The organism is Mycobacterium malmoense (assembly GCF_019645855.1).
Taxonomy (GTDB): Bacteria; Actinomycetota; Actinomycetes; order Mycobacteriales; family Mycobacteriaceae; genus Mycobacterium; species Mycobacterium malmoense.
Window position 1 is genome coordinate 3,591,263 of record NZ_CP080999.1, and the last position, 19,063, is coordinate 3,610,325.

At 63.7% G+C, this 19,063-nt stretch carries 18 protein-coding genes and 1 pseudogene; 10 read left to right on the forward strand and 9 right to left on the reverse strand.

The window, feature by feature from the left end; genetic code table 11:
• Positions 1 to 30 precede the first annotated feature (30 nt).
• The 6 genes from K3U93_RS16485 to K3U93_RS16510 form a co-directional block, all read right to left on the reverse strand.
• Complete coding sequence (locus K3U93_RS16485; protein WP_230981691.1) at positions 31 to 1,056, reverse strand: acyl-CoA dehydrogenase family protein; 1,026 nt, start codon at positions 1,054 to 1,056, stop codon at positions 31 to 33.
• The gene (locus K3U93_RS16490) at positions 1,056 to 2,207 is read right to left on the reverse strand and encodes an acyl-CoA dehydrogenase family protein (RefSeq protein WP_083010492.1); all 1,152 of its coding nucleotides are present in this window, start codon (positions 2,205 to 2,207) and stop codon (positions 1,056 to 1,058) included. Before K3U93_RS16490 ends, K3U93_RS16485 begins: the two co-directional genes overlap by 1 nt.
• 25 nt (positions 2,208 to 2,232) lie before the next feature.
• On the reverse strand, positions 2,233 to 2,934 hold the full coding sequence (locus K3U93_RS16495; RefSeq protein ID WP_083010491.1) for an SDR family oxidoreductase: 702 nt from the start codon (positions 2,932 to 2,934) through the stop codon (positions 2,233 to 2,235).
• Positions 2,931 to 3,350 (reverse strand): hypothetical protein, encoded by a 420-nt coding sequence (locus K3U93_RS16500; RefSeq protein WP_139796928.1) that lies wholly within the window; start codon positions 3,348 to 3,350, stop codon positions 2,931 to 2,933. The genes K3U93_RS16495 and K3U93_RS16500 overlap by 4 nt, the downstream gene beginning before the upstream one ends.
• Before the next feature lie 26 nt (positions 3,351 to 3,376).
• A complete protein-coding gene (locus K3U93_RS16505) occupies positions 3,377 to 3,829 on the reverse strand; it encodes a MaoC/PaaZ C-terminal domain-containing protein (RefSeq protein ID WP_083010489.1) in 453 nt (150 codons plus the stop codon).
• A 347-nt stretch (positions 3,830 to 4,176) separates the two neighbouring features.
• Entirely contained in the window at positions 4,177 to 5,607 is a 1,431-nt protein-coding gene (locus tag K3U93_RS16510) for an ammonium transporter family protein (protein ID WP_083010488.1), read from the reverse strand.
• Between the two features lie 24 nt (positions 5,608 to 5,631).
• On the opposite strand from K3U93_RS16510, the gene K3U93_RS16515 reads away from it, so the two are divergent.
• The 8 genes from K3U93_RS16515 (at position 5,632) to K3U93_RS16550 (ending at position 13,053) form a co-directional block, all read left to right on the forward strand.
• Entirely contained in the window at positions 5,632 to 5,790 is a 159-nt protein-coding gene (locus tag K3U93_RS16515) for a hypothetical protein (RefSeq protein WP_176219954.1), read from the forward strand.
• Between the two features lie 825 nt (positions 5,791 to 6,615).
• The gene (locus tag K3U93_RS16520; RefSeq protein WP_083010487.1) at positions 6,616 to 6,921 is read left to right on the forward strand and encodes a PE family protein; all 306 of its coding nucleotides are present in this window, start codon (positions 6,616 to 6,618) and stop codon (positions 6,919 to 6,921) included.
• A gap of 64 nt (positions 6,922 to 6,985) precedes the next feature.
• On the forward strand, positions 6,986 to 7,282 hold the full coding sequence (locus K3U93_RS16525; RefSeq protein ID WP_066914021.1) for a WXG100 family type VII secretion target: 297 nt from the start codon (positions 6,986 to 6,988) through the stop codon (positions 7,280 to 7,282).
• Between the two features lie 51 nt (positions 7,283 to 7,333).
• Entirely contained in the window at positions 7,334 to 7,618 is a 285-nt protein-coding gene (locus K3U93_RS16530) for a WXG100 family type VII secretion target (protein WP_071509402.1), read from the forward strand.
• A 266-nt stretch (positions 7,619 to 7,884) separates the two neighbouring features.
• Positions 7,885 to 9,261, forward strand: a complete 1,377-nt coding sequence (locus tag K3U93_RS16535) for a PPE family protein (RefSeq protein ID WP_083012246.1) — start codon at positions 7,885 to 7,887, stop codon at positions 9,259 to 9,261.
• Between the two features lie 2 nt (positions 9,262 to 9,263).
• Positions 9,264 to 10,622 (forward strand): PPE family protein, encoded by a 1,359-nt coding sequence (locus tag K3U93_RS16540; RefSeq protein ID WP_176220068.1) that lies wholly within the window; start codon positions 9,264 to 9,266, stop codon positions 10,620 to 10,622.
• A gap of 141 nt (positions 10,623 to 10,763) precedes the next feature.
• Positions 10,764 to 11,924: a CaiB/BaiF CoA transferase family protein gene (locus K3U93_RS16545; protein WP_083012241.1), complete on the forward strand. Its 1,161-nt coding sequence runs from the start codon at positions 10,764 to 10,766 to the stop codon at positions 11,922 to 11,924.
• Positions 11,925 to 12,042: 118 nt separating this feature from the next.
• On the forward strand, positions 12,043 to 13,053 hold the full coding sequence (locus K3U93_RS16550; RefSeq protein WP_176220066.1) for a rhomboid-like protein: 1,011 nt from the start codon (positions 12,043 to 12,045) through the stop codon (positions 13,051 to 13,053).
• 117 nt (positions 13,054 to 13,170) lie between these two features.
• Here K3U93_RS16550 and K3U93_RS16555 read toward each other — a convergent pair whose 3' ends face one another.
• The 3 genes and pseudogenes from K3U93_RS16555 to K3U93_RS16570 all read right to left on the reverse strand — a co-directional run bounded on the left by K3U93_RS16555 (position 13,171) and on the right by K3U93_RS16570 (position 16,913).
• On the reverse strand, positions 13,171 to 14,616 hold the full coding sequence (locus tag K3U93_RS16555; protein ID WP_083012238.1) for a cytochrome P450: 1,446 nt from the start codon (positions 14,614 to 14,616) through the stop codon (positions 13,171 to 13,173).
• 330 nt (positions 14,617 to 14,946) lie between these two features.
• Positions 14,947 to 16,421, reverse strand: a pseudogene (gene arsB, locus K3U93_RS16565) (ACR3 family arsenite efflux transporter).
• An 81-nt stretch (positions 16,422 to 16,502) separates the two neighbouring features.
• A complete protein-coding gene (locus K3U93_RS16570; RefSeq protein ID WP_083012234.1) occupies positions 16,503 to 16,913 on the reverse strand; it encodes an ArsI/CadI family heavy metal resistance metalloenzyme in 411 nt (136 codons plus the stop codon).
• 102 nt (positions 16,914 to 17,015) lie between these two features.
• On the opposite strand from K3U93_RS16570, the gene K3U93_RS16575 reads away from it, so the two are divergent.
• Both K3U93_RS16575 and K3U93_RS16580 read left to right on the forward strand, forming a co-directional pair.
• Positions 17,016 to 17,399, forward strand: coding sequence for an Rv2640c family ArsR-like transcriptional regulator (locus K3U93_RS16575; RefSeq protein WP_071513391.1), 384 nt, complete (start codon positions 17,016 to 17,018; stop codon positions 17,397 to 17,399).
• A gap of 145 nt (positions 17,400 to 17,544) precedes the next feature.
• Entirely contained in the window at positions 17,545 to 18,981 is a 1,437-nt protein-coding gene (locus K3U93_RS16580) for an FAD-dependent oxidoreductase (RefSeq protein WP_083012257.1), read from the forward strand.
• Positions 18,982 to 19,063 lie beyond the last annotated feature (82 nt).

Sequence of the window (19,063 nt, forward strand, 5' to 3'; positions counted from 1 at the left end):
AGCCTCGGATCGACCGGACGGGGTTTGTGGCTAGGCGGTGATCAGGGACCACAGGTTGTCTCGGCCTGCGGTCAGGGCGGCGGCTGTGAGTTGGTCGTCCCAGTGGTGGACAGAACCGAACTCCGAGCGCCAGGCCAGGGCGGCCGTGGTGAACCCGGCGAGGCGGTGTTCGCGAGTGGTGCCGATCGCGCCGTGCACTTGGTGGGCATTGCGCACCGCCACGGAGGCGGCGTGGCCCGCGCAGGAACGCGCCACCGCGACCCGCAGATGGAGGTGTTGACCGGACCAGTCGGTGCGGACCGCCTCGGCCAGGGCACCTTCGGTCGCCGCGCCGGCCAGGGAGGCCTCCGCAGCGATATCGGCGATAAGGTGTTGCACCGCCTGAAATTTCGCCAAGGGGCGCCCGAACTGGACGCGTTCGGCACTGTGCCGCAACGACAAGTCCAGTATGCGGTCGAGCGCAGCGCATACTTGCAGGCCGCGGGCAAGCGCGCCGCGCAGCCACAACTGGTCGACCACGGCGTCGGGCACCGGGGTACCCGATAAGGCCGCGAGGTCGGCGGTGACGGCGTCGCGGGGCTCGTCAGCGATATTGACGCCGCCATGAATCCGCAGAGCTGACACGGGAAGATCGGCGACCAGGTAGGTGTCCCCAGCGCGCCATACGGTGACGACCTTGTCGGCTTGGGCGGCCCACGGAACGCTGTGCGCCACGCCAGCCTGGTCGAGTGTGCACACGGAGCGGCGGGCGCCGTCGGCCGGCAGGCCGGCGGCCTCAAGCAGCCATCCGGCCAGCAGATCGTGTTCGGCTAGGGGGACGCGCACACCGTGCCACACCGCGGCGCGCAACAGTTCGGCGGCTTCGAGCCATCCGGCGCCGCTGCCTCCGGCATGCTCACCGCCGGTGAGCCGGGTAAGGCCCAGTTCCTCGAGCTGAGCCCAGAGGTCGTTGTCCCAGACGGCGATTCCGCTGTTGTGTTGAGTTTGGTTGCGGTAGTTGGCAAAAACCCCGTTCATCATCTCGGCGAGGTCTTTGTCGACGGCGGCCATGTTCATCAGCACAGCCCCAACTCTCGCGCGATTACGCCTCGTAGAACTTCGTTGGTGCCGCCGCGCAGGGTGAAGCCCGGGCGTTGGGTAACCGCGGTGTCGAGCATGGACCGGTAGTCGGAACTCATCGGCGTGACGTCACCGGTGAGCAGGTCGGCGAAGTCGGTGATGTCACCTTCTGTGGTGGTGCCCAGAACCTTCACCACGGCCGCGGCGGTGTCGGCCGGCTCCCGTCGTTCCAACGCGCCGGCGACGGCGCTGGACATTTGGTGCAAACCCGCGATGCGGGCGAAATAGCGGCCCAGGTCCGTGTGGCGCGGCGCGGTGCCCTCGCGCATGCGATCGGCCATTTCACCAAGCAACGCGAAGGTCGATAAGAATCGCTCCGGCCCGCTGCGTTCAAAGCTGAGCTCCGAGGTGACCTGCTGCCAGCCATTGCCGAGGGTGCCGAAGACCATCTGATCGGGGACGAAGGTGTCCTCGAGGATCACTTCGTTGAAGTGATGCTGGCCGTTCATCGAGATGATCGGGCGGATGGTCACTGCAGGAGAGCGCAGGTCGACGATGAACTGGCTGAGACCGTCATGGCGCCGGTCGAGGTCGAATGGCGCGGTGCGGGCCAGACAGATGAACACGTGCGCCCGATGCGCGCCGGAGGTCCACACCTTGGAACCGGTCAGCGACCAACCTCCGTCCACGCGTGTGGCCTTCGTGCGGACGCTGGCCAGATCGGATCCGGAATCGGGCTCGCTCATGCCGATCGCAAAGAAGCACTCACCGCGGGCGATCGCCGGTAGGTAGGTCTGCTTTTGGTGCTCGGTGCCGTATTTCAGGATTGATGGAACGATCTGTCGATCGGCAATCCAGTGTGCGGCCACCGGCGCTCCGGCGGCGAGCAGTTCCTCGGTGATGACAAACCGTTCCTGAAAGCTGCGGGAGTGTCCGCCGTATTCCGCCGGCACTGTCATGCCGAGCCAACCGCGAGCGGCAAGCGCTCGGCTGAAAGCCTCGTCCCAGCCGGTCAGCCAGGAATCGATCTGGGTGCCAATCTTGCCGGCCGCGCGTTGGTCGGCAAGGAATGCGCGCACCTCGGCGCGCAGCTCGTCCATCGCATGGGAATCGTCGGTCACCGGTGGAACCAGCCGAAAGTTGTTCATCGCGTAGTTCTTTCAGTCGAGCCTGTCAGCCGTGGCTGCGTCCACCGCAGCTGTACAGCACCTGGCCGGTGACATAACCCGCCCGTGGGGAACCCAGCCAGACCACCGCCTCGGCAATGTCATCGGGATAGCCGGGGCGCTGCAACGGAATTCGGGCGATCAGGCGTTCCCGCACCCGCTCCGGCACCGCGTCTGTCATGTCAGTGGCGACAAAGCCCGGCGCGACCGCGTTAACGCGCAAGCGCGGCGCGTAAGCCAGGGCAAGCGATCGGGTCAGACCGACTACGCCCGCCTTGGACACGGCGTAATTGAACTGTCCGACGTTGCCCAGACTGGCGCGGGAACTGATGTTGACGATCGCTCCCCCGTCTGCCATGCCGTGAGCCAGAGCGGAAGTCAGTTCAAAGCAGGCGCCCAGGTTGATCCGAGTCACTTGTCGGAACATCTTTTCGGTCATATCCACAATCAGCGCGTCACGGGTGATGCCGGCGTTGTTGACCAACAGGTGAAGCGGTTCGCCGGTCGACCGGACCGCCGAGCCGATGGCGTCCCGTCCGGAGGCCTCGGAGACGTCTGCCTGCACCGCCACGGCGCCTAGGGCGTTGGCACTGTCGTGGATGGCCGGACTGAGATCCGCCATGATGAGGCGGTATCCCTCCTCGAAGAGCCGCCGCGAGATCGCTTGCCCGATTCCGCGGGCAGCGCCCGTCACTAGCGCGGTCGTCATGGCAACGCCGCTCCCAAATGCTCTGTGCCCAGGGGGTATACCTGTCCGTTGGCGCCGCGGGTGGCGAGCAGCAACTCCACCGCAACCGCGACGGTATGCGACTGGACGTTTTCGCCGACCGCAAGCACCGTGGCATAGCCGCATGTTTTTCTGAGTTCAACGGCGAGGGCGCGGGTGCCGCCGAGGAGACCGGTGGCCACGGCCGCGTCGAGCGGGCTGGTTCGCCCCAGTATGGCCGTCGACTGGACGAGGAAAACAACCGGCGCGCCGTCGATCGCGGTGGCGCGCGCGAGAGCGAAGGCCTCGGCGAGCTCGTCTTCGGCTTGCGACCATTCCGACAACCCGGTTCGCGGCGCAAAGAGCAGTCCGCTTTGTGTTCCGTCGCCGACCAGGCCCAGGCCGATCAGCGCGGACACCAGAGCGGAATCGCCAATCCGCACTCTCATGCCGCAGCCCGTCGCCTAAGCAGGGCAACCATCTCGCCTTCCTGAACGACGACGTCGTGTTGGTTGAACACCTCGACGCGCTGGACCATGACTCCGCGGTCGGGCTTGGAAGTGGGTGTGAGTTGGACGATTTCGTTCGTCGCGCGAATGGTATCTCCGATCAGCACTGGACGAAGGAAGCGCCACCGGCGGATCTCGGCGAAGGCCAACAGCGAGGCATCGAAGATGCCTAAGCGCGCGCGAAGACCTGTCACCATCGACAGCACCAAAGCGCCGTGAGCGATCCGCTGCCCGAATTGGCTGTCTCGCATGGCTTCTGCGTCGGTATGCAGCTCGTGGAAATCGCCGGAGACCCCGGCGAAATTCACGACGTCCGCCTCGGTCACCGTGCGCCGAGGTGTTTCGAAGCGCATGCCGACCTCGGCTTGATCGAACCACAGTCCATCCACAGCAAGCCTTTCGGAAGACGTATCGGAGCAGATCAGCCGCGCGTTGCCTGCGCTCCAACGTATCATACCAACCGGTCGGTCTGTCAATGATGACGCCGCGTCCCACGCCTCGTTCGCGGACTGCACGGCGCCTCGAACGCTTCGGAAGGTGATTACCTAAACGTGTTTCAGCCCCACGAGAAGATTTTGTCAGCCATGCCGACTCGGATTGTGCGCAGGCCGTCGCGCTTGCCTGCAGCAAAGGTCCTCGGATGTGTTGTGTGGCAACGTCTTTATCGGCTTAGGGAGGTGGCGCGTCCCGCCCCGCAACGAACACGCCACCGTCCACTGTCGCTTTCCGAATAGTGTCAACTGAGTGATGACGTCGTGCTCGTCGCCTTCGACGTCGCGGACGCGTCGAATCCGTCGGTGGCGGCCGATGTTTGGATGCTGTGATCGTTCGCGGCTTCATGGGCAGCGGGGACCCAGTACAGACTGTCGAAACCCTCGATCTCTTCCTCGTCGGTCACTCGCAGGCCCATAGTGCGGTTTAGGACGAAACATAGGCTCAGGGTTGCGGTCGCGGTGACGGTGACTACCACGGCAATGCCGATCAGCTGCCACAGCGGCGTGACGTGCGCGTGCTGGAAGGCGTAGGGACCAGAGGTGATGCCGAAGTAGCCACCCGAGGGGACCCCCCATTCGGTGAAGCCGCCGACCACCACGCCCCACAGCGCGGGGCCAAAGACGAGCGATGCGAGCTTCGAGTCGTCAACTTCGATTCGCACAAGCAGCTTGTAAATCGCCCAGGCGACAATCGGTGCCCCGAGGGCCACAACAAACATCACCCACGGATAAATGGTGTCGGCGACCGTGGCCGAAGAGACATAGCCCGTAAACGGTCCGGCGATCGCCCAAAAAGGGTTGCGGAGACGATAGGACAACAGCGCTCCCGACAGCCCGCCGCCAAGGAATGCCATAAAGATGTTCGCGATCACCAGGCCGAAACCGCTGGTCGTCATCGAGATGCCGAAGTATCCCTGGCCAGACACGATAAATCCGGAACCCAGCGCGAAGAAGGGCACCACGACCATGGCGAGCAGCACGCCCAACCCGACCATGGGCAGGCTCGTGGGCGCGGGCGCACTGATGCGCGGGTCCGGCTTGAAGATGCTCAGCCTAGGCCGAAGCCGCCACGACAGGATGATGGACATTACGCCCAGCGGCACATACATCGTCAGTCCACCGATGAAATCGTGCACCCCGCGGTTGGTCAACGGCGAGACAGAGCCCCACACAAGAAAGGCGTTGACCGGCAGCAGGACCGCGCCGGCCAGGAAGGCGGTGACATATACGGCCGACGCCCGCATGCGCTCGACGCCAATCGTGTGAACCGCGGCGCCCAGAAAGGCGGCAAAAGCCAGGAAGAAGATGGCGAAGACTTGGAATACGTCCGCGTCCGCGATCCTCGCCGGGTCGAGGTACTGGGCGGGATGGCTGAAGGCGTAACCACCTATCCACCAATCGGAAATCGATTGCCAGAACGCGTCTTTGATCCCGAATGCGTGGTAATACTGCGAATTCCATACGCCAAAGCCCACGATGGCAAAGCCCGCGGCGGACACGATGGACGCCACGATCTTCTGCGTCACCACGTCCACGGCGTTGCGCTGGCGTGCGAGGCCAAGGTCGATCAACGTCAGTGCAACGATGCCCATCAACACGGCACTGGTACAAAACGCGTACAGCACGTCGCGTAAGTACACGTCCGTAGATACCTGATTGGCGAAAGTTTCCATCTCAAACCTCCTGTATGCGCCGTTATGACACAGAGCGGGGCCAAGAAGTCGTTCGACGTTGCTGACGAGAATCTCGCGGCGGCCCGGTTGGGGGTAGGCCTCCAACAAGTGGTCGCGACGGGTCAGTCGGAACTGCTGAGCGATCAGCCAATTCTTCCATCGATGGAAGCGCTGGACGCGTGATGATCCGCTTGAGGATCCCCAGCAGGCCCATTATTTCTCCGCAGGTCACGGTAACCGTGTGATCCGACCCGGAAAACGATTACCAACGATATCTTGGGCCGGTCACGACGCAGAGACCGACTAGTCGGTATCTAATCGTGATGATTCTCACTTGTCAAGATTTTGGCCAGCTGCGATCGGGTGACGACTTCTTACACAGCACCGAATGCCGTGGTGAGAGGGTGAAAAGCGCGCTGCATCAAGGGTTATGCGAGTCGCCGCGTCAAGGCGGCGTCTTCGAGAGCCCCGCGTGTTGATCGACTGTCGAAGCCGTCGGCCCAAGCGTCCGAATCCGTTATATCTACCGACCAGTTGCCCTGTAACGCTCTGGTTACGCTTTTGTTAGACCTAGTCAGAGCCGTTTATCGTAGGGATACGGTTTCGCATGTGCTCTAGACATACCGACCGGTCGGCTGTATGGTGCTGCGCATGATACCGGTTGCCGACCGTGACGGTGATGCAGGGTCCTCGAGTCCCTTAGTGGATTTGCGGGGGCATCGAGAGCCGCATCAACGCCCCAGTGCTGACCAACCGTGTGGATCAAGACCTCGAATACCGCGCATGGCAGGCGCGACAGCGACGCCACGACATGCGTTGCCGCCAAGAACTTTCGACGTGATCCGGCGGTGTACCGCGGGCCCGAGCGGGAGGCCCGCTGGTCCAGTCTCGGGAATTCCGCCCTCGGCATTCCGCAGCGAACAGTACAATGCTTATCTCGTTATAGTCCCAGGAACTGTACGTATAAAGCATAAATCCGGCAAATTGTTATGAAAGGGAGAACTGAAAATGTCGGCCTTCTTTGTCAATACTCATCCCGAAGCCATATCCGCTGCAGCGGATGCACTGAACACGGTCGGATCTTCCGTGGAATCGCAGAACGCGGCGGCCAGCGCGCCGACCACCAGCGTTCTACCAGCGGCAGCCGACGAGATATCCGCCTTCACAGCCGCGCAGTTCACGGCGCACGCCCAGATGTATCAAGCGGTAAGCGCCCAAGCAACGGCCATTCACAACAGATTCGTCAATGCACTGGCCGCCAGTGCGGGGTCCTACGCCACGACAGAAGCAGCAAACGTATCAGCTGTCCAATAATTGCGGGCATCAATCTTTGAATTATCGTCATCAAACAGCACTGTTCAAGAAAGGTAGTAAAGACATGGCAACACGTTTTATGACCGATCCGCACGAGATGCGGGCGATGGCGGGTCGTTTTGAGGTGCATGCGCAGACGGTGGAGGACGAGGCTCGCAAGATGTGGGCGTCCTCGATGAACATCGCTGGCGCGGGTTGGAGCGGGCAGGCCCAGGCGACTTCGTACGACACCATGGGTCAGATGAATCAGGCGTTTCGCAACATCGTGAACATGCTGCACGGGGTGCGCGACGGGTTGATCCGCGACGCCAACAACTACGAGCAGCAAGAGCAGGCCTCCCAGCAAATCCTCGGCAGCTAGCGGCCGAAAACCGGCTGCTGTCCAACACTTTCAACTCAGGAGGACATAAACATGACCATCAATTACCAGTTCGGCGATGTGGACGCCCATGGCGCCACCATTCGTGCCCAGGCGGCTTCGTTGGAGGCCGAGCACCAGGCCATCGTTCGTGATGTGCTGGCCGCTGGGGACTTTTGGGGTGGCTCCGGGTCGGTGGCCTGCCAGGAGTTCATCACCCAGTTGGGCCGCAACTTTCAGGTGATCTACGAGCAGGCCAACGCCCACGGGCAAAAGGTGCAGACCGCCGGCAGCAACATGGCCAGCACCGACAGCGCCGTCGGCTCCAGCTGGGCCTAAAAAAGATCGGTCAGCGGCGGCGCGGTCGGGCTCGCCGCGCACCGCGCACGTTGCGGTCGCAACGACCCAGTCTTGGGCTCGGCGGCTGCTGAACTCATGACGGCTATTCGTCAGCCACCGTCAGAAGGGGAAACCGAAATGGCGAAAGCAAACACATCGGGGGACACCTCTGCACAGCAGCGGGACATCGTCGTGATGGGCGACCCCACAGTGGAATCCGCGGTCGCGGCTCGCAGCCGCGGCCTACCTGATTGGACATGCCAGTGATGGATTTTGCGGCTTTGCCGCCGGAGATCAACTCCGCCCGGATGTATGCGGGCGAGGGAGCGGAGCCGCTGGTGGCTGCCGCAGCAGCGTGGGACGGCGTGGCAGCGGAATTGAGTTCAGCGGCCAGTTCCTACCGCGCCGTGGTGTCGGGGCTCACGGGTGGGCCCTGGGCGGGTCCATCGTCGACGTCGATGGCCGCCGCGGCCGCTCCGTACGTGGCGTGGATGAGCAGCACCGCCGCGCAGGCCGAGCAGACCGCCAACCAGGCCCGCTCGGCCGCGGCGGCTTACGAGGCGGCTTTCATCGCTACCGTGCCACCGCCGCTCATCGCCGAGAATCGGGCGGTGTTGTCGGCGTTGGTCGCCACCAACATCCTCGGACAGAATGGTCCGGCCATCGCCGCGATCGAATCGCAGTACGCCGAGATGTGGACCCAAGACACTGAGGCGATGTACGCCTATGCCGCCAACTCAGCGACCGCAACCCAGTTGGCATCGTTTAGCGCGGCGCCGCAGACCACCAACCCGGCCGCATCGGCCATCCAGGCCGCGGCCAGTCCAGCGACCGCAACCAGTGCCCAGTCGCTACTTTCCGGCGTCCCCCAGCTGCTGCAGATATTGGCCGGCGCGGGCGGTGTGAACCCGTTGCAGGCCTTAGCTAATTTGGTCAACGACTTCAACGGTTCACCGTTGGGGGCCGCTCTCATCCCGTTCCTCGATTCTTTCGGTTACGACAACACCTTCATGAGTGGCTACACATTTCTCGCTTGCGGTCCGGTGTTTATGTTGGCTCCACTGATGGCGCTGGCACTGCCGAATTTGGGAGCCGGCGGCGGGCTGGTCTCTGCTGTGACGCCGGCGGCAGACGTGGCCGCGGGCGCGTCGGTCTTGGCGAATTCCTCCGGAACGGCAATGGGTGCCACGGGCATGGGCGCCGCCGATATGTCGGCGGGGCTGGGCCGGGCGGCGTCGGTCGGTGGGCTCTCAGTACCGCAAGCTTGGGGTAGCGCTGCCCCCGAGATCCGGCTTGTCACTAAAGCTTTGCCGATGACCGGTCTGGACGCAGCGCCGCAAGCCGGAGCAGCGGGACCGGGCGGCTGGTTCGGCGGCTTGCCGCCGGTGGGCAGCGTGGTCAACGCCCCACGAACGATCGAAAGCCCCCGATACAAAACCCCGCAGAAAGTGGTCGCGCAGATGCCCGGGGACTCCGGCATGCCCGAGCGTACGGTGCCCCCATATCGGCCGGCTGCCGACATCACTACCGCTCCCAGCCAACGTGAACGTGAAGAGCTCGACCAACTACGCGACGAACTGGCCGAATTGATGATGGAACGCGACGCGACGGCCCGGTTGATCAAGGAGGCAATGCAGCCATGAGTATAGATTTTGCGGCGTTGCCGCCGGAGATCAATTCCGGCCGGATGTATACCGGAGCAGGGTCAGGCCCCTTGATGGCGGCCGCAGCCGCCTGGGACGGTGTGGCAGCCGAATTGAGTTCAGCGGCCAGCTCGTATCAGTCGGTGGTGTCCGAGCTCATCGGTGGGCCGTGGTTGGGACCGTCGTCGACCTCGATGGCCGCCGCGGCCGCTCCGTACGTGGCGTGGATGAGCAGCACCGCCGCGCAGGCCGAGCAGACCGCCAACCAGGCCCGTTCGGCCGCGGCGGCTTACGAGGCGGCTTTCACTGCCACCGTCCCACCCCCGCTGATCGCGGCCAACCGGTCATTGTTGGCGGCGTTGGTCGCCACCAACGTTCTGGGCCAGAACACGCCGGCGATCGCTGCGACCGAGGCACAGTACGCCGAGATGTGGGCCCAAGACGCCGCCGCGATGTTCGGCTACGCCGGGGCCTCCACCACCGCGACCCAGTTGACTGCGTTCAGCGAGGCACCGGAAAGCACCAACTCGTCCGCGTCGACCACCCAGGCCACCGCGGCCGCCCAGACCACTTCTGCGGCCGGAACTGGTCTATCACAGCTGCTGTCGAATGCGGGATCAGGTAACGGACCACTGTCGTGGCTGGTGAACGTTCTGAACAGCCCGTGGGTCACTGGATACGAGAGCTTAACCTCGTACGGGGCTTTGGCTCCTTACTCGACATTGTCGGATGGGTTGACGTTCAACGGGATTGGTATCATTTTCGACACAATCCCGATGATCACCACGTCTATGATTCCGGGTGTCACGGCGTTGCAGGCGGGGGCTACGGCGGCAGCCGAGGCGCCCGCAGCGGCGTTGGCCTCGGCCCCGACGGCCTCAGCCGGAGCGAGTTTGGTCGGTGTGAGCGGGGCCGACGCGTCCGGCGAGCTGGGCCGAGCGGCATCAGTCGGTGGGCTCTCGGTGCCGCAATCGTGGGGTACTGCGGCACCGCAGATCCGGCTTGCGTCAACATCATTGCCGTTGGCGGGCCCGGATGGGCTACCGCTGGCGACAGCCGGCGTAAGCGGCCTGCACGGCGGCGTGCCTGCAATGGGTCCGATCGGCAGCGTGGTCAACGCGCCACGCAACGGCAACTCCCAGTCGCGACTTCGTGCCCGCGCCAAAGGCGCCGCGCGGGCGGCTGACGACCAGAACGACACGCAGCACCGATGGGCCAACTTCGACGTCCTGGCCTCAGACGGGTCGCCCTCGAGCGAGCGTGAGGAGCTACGCAAGGCGATCGCCGCGGTCGCCAAGGAACGCGACGTGCTCAAACGCTCCGCAGCCCAATTGATCAAGGAAGCCATGAACCACCCATGAACCCATCGACGTCGAGGAGTTTCTAAGCACTCACGCGCGTGGGGGCGTTGTCTACGCCCACGCGCGGCGGTGACGCTGCCGAGGTGATCCCACAAACACAGTGAATGCCAAGCGCTTTCGATCCTGAGGAGTCAGTCAACGATGACCGGACCGCTGCACGGTGTGCGTGTGCTCGTCCTGGCCGGCATGGGGCCCGTTCCTTTTGTATCGATGCTGTTGGCTGACATGGGTGCGCATGTGGTGCGCGTCGTGCCGCCGCGTCGACAGGGACGCGCCCGACCTCAGACCGCCGCGGGGTGCGAGCCTGCCGATCCTTTCAATCGACACGTCGACACGGTCGCCCTGGATCTCAAAGGTCCCGGGGGCTCTGCCTGCGTGCTCAACCTGGTCTCGGTGGGCGACGTGTTCATCGAGGGTTATCGTCCCGGGACCGCTGAACGGCTCGGGCTGGGACCCGATGTCTTGCTGGAGCTCAATCCACGCCTGGTGTATGCGCGGTTGACCGGTTACGGCCAGCACGGACCTTTGGCCAAAGACGCCGGCCACGACATCAATTACCTCGCGCAGTCCGGCGCACTACGCGGTATGGCCCGCGGTGGCGAAGCGCCACCACCGGTCAGCCTGCTGGCCGGCTATGGCGGATGCGGCACGATCGCGGCATACGGAATCGTTTGCGCGCTACTGGAAGCGAGGTCGTCGGGGCAAGGGCAGGTCGTGGACGCGGCCACGGTGGACGCTGTTGCCCTGATGAGCGCGAAGTTGCACGGTCTATGCGCGGCCGGGTTGTACTCCGAGGAATCGGGCGCCGATTTCTTGGACGAGGGAGTTCCCTTTTATGGCACTTACCAGTGCGCCGACGGTCGCTACCTGGCGGTGGGCGCGCTCAAGCCAGAGTTCTACTGCGCCTTCATCGCCCGGCTGGGCGTCGACACTACCGCCTGGCCCGGACAATACGACCGGAGGCAGTGGCCGCACCTGCGCGAACGGATCGCCGACGCCCTCAAGCAGCGCTCCCGCAACGATTGGGCCGCAATATATTCGGGCACCGACGCCTGTGTCACGCCCGTGCTGAATTCCGACGAAGCCGCCGTGGCGCCGCACAATAGCGAGCGCGGACTCTACGAGAAAGTCGACGGGGTGCTGCACTGTGCGCCCGCCCCAAGGCTGAGCAGGACGCCGCCCCGTCCACCTGCCTCTCCCCCGACCGCGTTGCTCGACTTCGACGATCTTGCGGCCAATTGGGCGGGCTGTGCGCGCTGCCCCCGCAGCGCCGAGCGCGTCGCCGCGAACGGTCGAGCCTGAGGTGGTCGCCGCCGACGCGAGGGGGTAGCCGGCCACAGTGTTCACGGCAGTTGGTGACGACAGCGACCTGTGGAGGGTCGTGACCGCGCGAGCGTGTTGTGGTGCCGCGTCGCTACGGGTGACTGCGGCCTACGCCGTCATGTTGCTCACGGTCTCGGCCACCTTGACGGCGCTCGGTCCGGACGCGCACCGCGGTGTCGTGAGCCGCATGAGCACCAATTTGGACAACCTGGCGCGTGGCCACGTTGGCACGCTGGTAGGTAGCGCGTTTGTCAGTGATGGCGCTGACATCCTCGCCTGGCTGCCAGGATTGGTTTGCTTGCTGGCTTTGGCCGAATTGACCTGGCGCAGTTCGGGTTTGCTTCTCACATTCGCAGTCGGTCACATCGGCGCCACGTTGCTCGTGGCGGTCGGTCTGATCGCCGCGGTACAGACCAGGTGGCTGCCGATGTCGGTTGCGTGCGCCAGCGACGTGGGGATCAGTTACGGCGCGATGTGTGTCCTCGGCGCGTTGACAGCCTCGATTCCCCGGCACTGGCGCCCGATCTGGCCCGGCTGGTGGCTCGGCATCGCAGCAGTAGCCGCCCTGGGAACGAATTTCGCTGCCGTCGGACACGTTTTCGCGCTGCTGATGGGCATCGGATTGTCTTCCAGACTGCCTTCGGTGGCCGACTGGAAGCCCGTACGCGTGGTTCTGCTTTCCGGCGGGGCCGTCTTCGCATACTTCTTGCTGGCCGGCCCATTCGCGGCGGCACCGGTCGCAGGGCTGGCCGGTGCGCTGATCGCGCTCCTCGCTCGCCAGATTTTGTGGTCGCACCGCGGTAACGGCGCCGAGCAAACGGAATCGAAACATCCTCCGAATGGGAAAATGTCAACGCGCCAAACGGTTCACAACAGCCGCACGATGTTTTCTGCCGGTCGCGTCGCTGTCACCGGCCGCCTGATCGGCTCCGTCTCGTCGCTGTTGGCCGCGATCACCTTCTTCACCCTCCCGGTGTGGGTGTGTGAAGACGCGATTGTGCAAACGATCGGGCTGCAGTCCGTTGCGCACCGGACCCAGCCTCACTTCGGCAAACTCAGGCCATTCGTTCCTTTGACGCCTCACCGTCGCGCCCTTCGGCGGTCATGACGTTAGTCGGGCTGAATGCAGAAGCGTTCGAGCGCAACGCTTTCAGACTCTGCGATTACTGGTTCCCTCGGGCCACGCTCGACTCCTTCATCCGCGGCGACCGGCATCCGGAGGTGGTCACAACGAAGGTTCGCCGTGCGAACGGGTGATCCGAGAACCCGAGCCGCCGCGAATGCGAAACCTAGTGACGGTCACAGTGTCATTCTTCGCTCTCAGCATGAAAGTCCCGCTCAGCTTCGTCTTGATCTCGTTGGACGCTCCTGCGGGTAAGGCCAAAGAGAATCGGCGCACCACCACGGCCAAAGTGAGAATCATTTCTACCATTGCGAATTGGTGCCCATAGCACAGTCTGGGACCGCCGCCGAACGGAAACCAGGCGTACCGATGAAGATCGTTGGTGGAACCGTCGAGCCACCGATCGGGGCGGAATTCACCGGGATCTGCAAACCAACGGGGATCTCGCTGTGTTACGTAGGGGCACACAACAATTCGTTCTCCGGGTTGGAAGTCGTATCCGCACATCGTGATCCTGGTCTTCACGAGATGTCCCGGCAGTGCGAAGATGGGCGGGTATAGGCGCAGCGTTTCTTTGACCACGGCTTCAACAAGAGGCAAGCTTCTGACGTGTTCGAACGCCAGCCTGCCCGCGCCGGCCGCCTGTTCGATTTCAGTGCGCATACGATTTTGCAAATCCGGATTTCTGGCCAGTAGAACTCCGGTAAATGCTAGCGCGTTCGATGAGGTTTCATACCCGCCTAGGAACAGGTTATGCAGTTCATCGTGCACTTGAAAATCTGGCAATGGCCGATCTTTTTCGTCTCGAGCCTCTAATAACATGTCGAGCAGATCCGTGTCCCGCTTTAGCTTGGCCTCATCGGCCTCTTTCAGACGCCGCTCCACGACGTTCTGGAGGAGCATTCTCAAGTGATCGGACGCTGATCGCAGCGCTGCGCGCAACGGCGTCGGAATCCGTGGATGCAGCCAGTTCCCCAAGATGAACTCTATGTTGTTAAGCAACAGCTGCCTGTCCATGACGCGTTTGATTTCGTCACTTTCCGCCTGAGTCAGATCCGCCCCGAACAAGGTTCGCGTCATGATGCGTCGGGTAAGTCTTTCCATCTCGCCCTGCATTCTAAGAGCTGCGCCATCATCCCAGCGATCACACATCTGCTCGGCAAAGTCGACCATGGTGTTCGCATATTCGGCAATTTTCTGTTTATGCATTCCTGGCTGCAAAATTCGCCGCTGCCTTCTCCAGACATGCCCTTCACTCATGACCAAACCGTTGTTTCCGACCACGCTGGCATATTCTTGGAATTTGCCTAGAAAAGTTCTGCCGAGCGGGCCGTTCGCGCCGGCGGCAGCGAGAACTTCCCCAACATCGTCCGGATGGAAGAATAATGTTTCGCGCATAGGGCCTATCGACCACTCGACCGCGTCCCCGAACCGATGAAGTTCCTGGAACAAGTGCAGCCAACCTCGAAAAATCCTGCGGAGATTATCCATCGATCGCAACGCGCGGATTCGCGGCGGGCGGTTCGCGCCATCACGGCGGTGGCCCATGGTGAACCTTTCTGTGCGGTCCTACTGTTCGGTGAGAACTGGTGGTTGGGCCTTCACCCGACAGCTCGAACCGTCGTGTAGCAGACGGCCACGGGCAGCACCGATCGGCAGGCGGGCGCTATGCCAAGGAGCCCATTCATTAGGTTAGGCTAACCTAGATCGCTACGTGCCGCGTTTTCGGGCAGGGTCCTGGCAATCCGGACTCGACGCGGCATTAAATGCCCGTTGTGCCGCACGGGTTCTCGCGGAGGCATTTCACTCACTGCGTACGCACAACCTTGTTCACGCCAAAGTTGAATTCAAAGAGTGGAAACGAAACGGCACCGGCGTCTATGCGATGTGGGTGGCAGGTAGCAGTTCGTCGACCAGGGCACGGACCCGCTCAGCGATCTCGTCGCGAATTCGGCGTACGACGTTGAGGGGTTGCCCGGCGGGGTCGGCGAGTCTCCAGTCACGGTACGAGACTCCCGGGACATAAGGGCAGGTGTCTCCGCATCCCATGGTGATCACCACGTCGCTGGCCTGTACCGCTTGACCGGTGAGGACTTTGGGAGTCGCCGCGGTGATGTCGATGCCCAGTTCACTCATCGCTGCTATGGCGGCCGGGTTGATCTGATCGGCGGGTTCGGTTCCGGCCGAACGCACTTCGATGCGACCACCGGCGAGATGGGTCAACAACGCGGCCGCCATTTGCGACCGGCCGGCGTTGTGCACACAGACGAACAGCACGCTGGGGACCTTGGAATCGGTCATGGTTAGTCCTCGAACGGTGATTCGAGTTGCGGGAAGTGGCGCCGCAGGACCAGGGCGACGTAGACGAGGGCGACCAGCACCGGCACTTCGATCAGCGGCCCGACCACGCCGGCTAAAGCTTGACCGGAGGTGACGCCGTACGTGGCGATCGCGACGGCGATGGCGAGCTCAAAGTTGTTGCCGGCGGCCGTAAACGCCAGTGTGGTGGTGCGTTGATAGCCCAGGCGCAGGGTGTGGCCCAGGACGTAGCCGCCACTCCACATGATCGCGAAGTAGGCCAGCAGCGGTAGCGCAATGCGGGCGACGTCCCACGGCCTGGTGGTGATCTGGTCTCCCTGGAGGGCGAACAGCATCACGACGGTGAACAGCAGCCCGTAGAGCGCCCACGGCCCGACCTTGGGCAGGTAGCGGGTCTCAAACCAGGTGCGGCCCTTCGTTTTTTCGGCCCGCCGCCGCGAGAAATACGCGGCCACCAACGGGATGCCCAGGAAGATGAGCACCGATTTGGCAATCGGCCACGCGGAAACGCTGATGTTGGCTCGGGGCAGCCCCAGCCAGCCGGGCAACACCGCGAGATAGAACCAGCCCAGGACGGCGAACATGGCGACTTGGAAGATCGAGTTCAGGGCGACCAGAACTGCGGCGGCTTCGCGGTCCCCGCCGGCCAGGTCGTTCCAGATGACGACCATCGCGATACAGCGGGCCAGTCCAACGATGATCAGGCCGGAGCGATACTCAGGCAGATCCGGGAGCAGCACCCAGGCCAGGGCGAACATGACCGCAGGACCCAGCACCCAATTGAGCAGTAGCGAGGACGCCATCAGCGCGCGGTCGCCGGTAACGGTGTGGAGCCGGTCATAGCGGACCTTGGCCAACGCCGGATACATCATGATCAACAACCCCAGCGCGATCGGCAGCGAGATCCCGTCGACCTGAACTGCGCCGAGGGCCGCGCCCAGGCCGGTGACGAGCCGGCCGAGCAGTACGCCGGCGACCATGGCAGCCCCAATCCAGACCGGCAGCAATCGATCGAGAGCGGAAAGCCGCGCCATAGAACAGGTTTGAGGCCTGGAACTGGAAGTGGTGTCGGTCATGGCCGTGCGGTGTGGACCGTGGTCATCGACGGCGGGGTGTCAGCAGCACGACGATGCGCTCTGGTCGGTGCCGGCGCCAAAGGTGTCGGAGTCGGTCAGCACGGTATAGATCTCCCAGCGCTGGCCGCCGGGTCCGGTCACCCAGGCTTTGTCCTGGGTGGCAAAACAGCACGTGGTGCCGATCTCCTCGTCGGTGAATATCTCAGCACGGGTCAGCCGGTCGATTTCGGCGTGCACGGCGTCGCTGGAGTCGACCTCCACGCCCAGGTGGTTGAGGGTGCCGCCCTGTCCGCCGTTTTCCAGCAGGACCAGCTTCAACGGCGGATCGGCGATCGCGAAGTTGGCGTAGCCGGGCTTGACCTTGGCGGGTTCGGCATTAAACAGCCTGGAATAGAACAAGATTGCGGCATCGAGGTCGTCGACATTCAGGGCGAGCTGCACACGCGACACGGAAACCGGCCTCCCAACCTGTGAGACATATATCGAACTATCGGATGAGCCTCAGCATGCCCGTCTTTTCGATATATGTCAAAGCTGTGGCATGGTGGTGTCATGCCCAAAGCGTTGCCGGTGATCGACACCACCGCGCCGGTCTGTTGCGCGCCGGTGGCGTCAGGTCCGATGAGTGATGAGGACGCGTTGCAGATCGCGTTGCGCCTGAGGGCGTTGGCCGATCCGGTGCGTGTCAAGATCGTGTCGTATCTGTTCAGTTCCACTGCGGGTGAGGAGATCTCCGGGAAACTCGCCGCGGTGCTGGACTTAAGTGAGTCGACAGTCAGTCACCATTTGAGTCAGCTGCGCAAGGCCGGCCTGGTGATCTCGGATCGGCGCGGGATGAACGTGTTCCATCGGGTCCGCCCGGATGCGTTGCAAGCGTTGTGCGCCGCGCTTGACCCTGGCTGCTGTACGTCGGCACCCTTACCTGGCGATCCTTGAGCCGAATCGGCGGTGTTGTCGGGCATGGCGACAACGGGCCATTGCCGCTCATAGGCTAATAGTCCTGCGACACGTCACGCAGCGGGGCAGTTTTTGATGCCGCGTGGCCGACAATGCGGGCATGACGGACCGCGGAAGCCCGACGTTGGCGCGTGAGATCTCGCGGCAGGCGTTTTTGCACGGTGCCATCGGAGCGTTGGCTGCTGGGACGGTTTTCGGGTCGGGCCGAGCCAGCGCCGACCCGAATACCTCCGGCTGGGGCGGTCTTTCCACCGCTATCAGCGGGCAAGTGATACTCCCGGATAACGGGCAATTCGGCGCGGCCAAACAGGTTTTCAACACCAACTACAACGGCTCGACGCCGGCGGTGATCGTCACGCCGACGTCGGCGGCGGACGTGCAAAAGGCGATGGCATTCGCCGCCGCCCACCACCTCAAGGTGGCTCCGCGCAGTGGTGGACACTCCTATATAGGCGCATCCACGGCAAACGGAACCATGGTGCTCGACCTGCGTCAGCTGCCCGGGGGCATCAATTACGACGCCGCCAGCGGGCAGGTCACGGTGACGCCCGCCACCGGCTTGTATGCGATTCACCAGGCACTGGCCGCGGCCGGCCGGGGCATCCCGACGGGTACCTGCCCGTCGGTCGGCGCCGCGGGGCACGCCCTCGGCGGGGGGCTGGGCGCCCAGTCCCGGCACGCCGGGCTGCTCTGCGACCAATTGACCTCGGCGTCGGTGGTGCTGCCCAGCGGCCAGGCCGTCACCGCGTCCGCCGCCAACAATCCCGACCTGTTCTGGGCGCTCCGCGGCGGCGGTGGCGGCAACTTCGGGGTGACAACCTCGCTGACCTTTGCCACGTTCCCGACCAAGGACGTCGACGTCGTGGACCTCAATTTCCCAGCGCAGTCGTTCGCGCAGGTCCTGGTCGGTTGGCAGAATTGGCTGCGCACCGCCGACCGAAACAGCTGGGCGCTGGCAGACAGCACCACCGACGCGATGGGCACGCACTGCCGGATCATGGCGACCTGCCCGGCCGGGTCGGGTAACAGCGTGGCGGCCGCCATCATCTCGGCCGTGGGAATGCAACCGACCGGCACCGAGAACCACACGTTCAACTACCTGGACCTGGTGAGATATCTGGCCGTCAACAACCTCAATCCGTCGCCGCTCGGATATGTCGGCGGATCCGATGTCTTCCCCACCGTCAACGCGGCCGTCGCCCAGGGAATCGCCTCGGCCGTCAACGCCTTTCCCCGCGGCGCGGGCCGCATGTTGGCGATCATGCACGCCCTCGACGGCGCCCTCGCCACCGTGGCACCGGGGGCCACGGCCTTTCCGTGGCGTCGGCAGTCCGCGCTGGTGCAGTGGTACGTCGAAACATCGGGTTCCCCGGCGGCAGCGACCAGCTGGCTCAACACGGCACACCAAGCGGTGCAACCGTATTCGGTCGGCGGCTACGTGAACTATATCGAGGCGAACCAACCGGCTTCGCGGTACTTCGGCGCGAACCTATCTCGGCTGACCGCCGTACGGCAGAAGTACGATCCCGGCCGGATCATGTTCTCGGGCCTGAACTTTTGACGCGGGCATCGTCGAAATTCACAGTCAAAGAATTGCGCGCCGCCACCGGCCGGCGCCGCACCAACGAGCCCGTCAAGTAGCC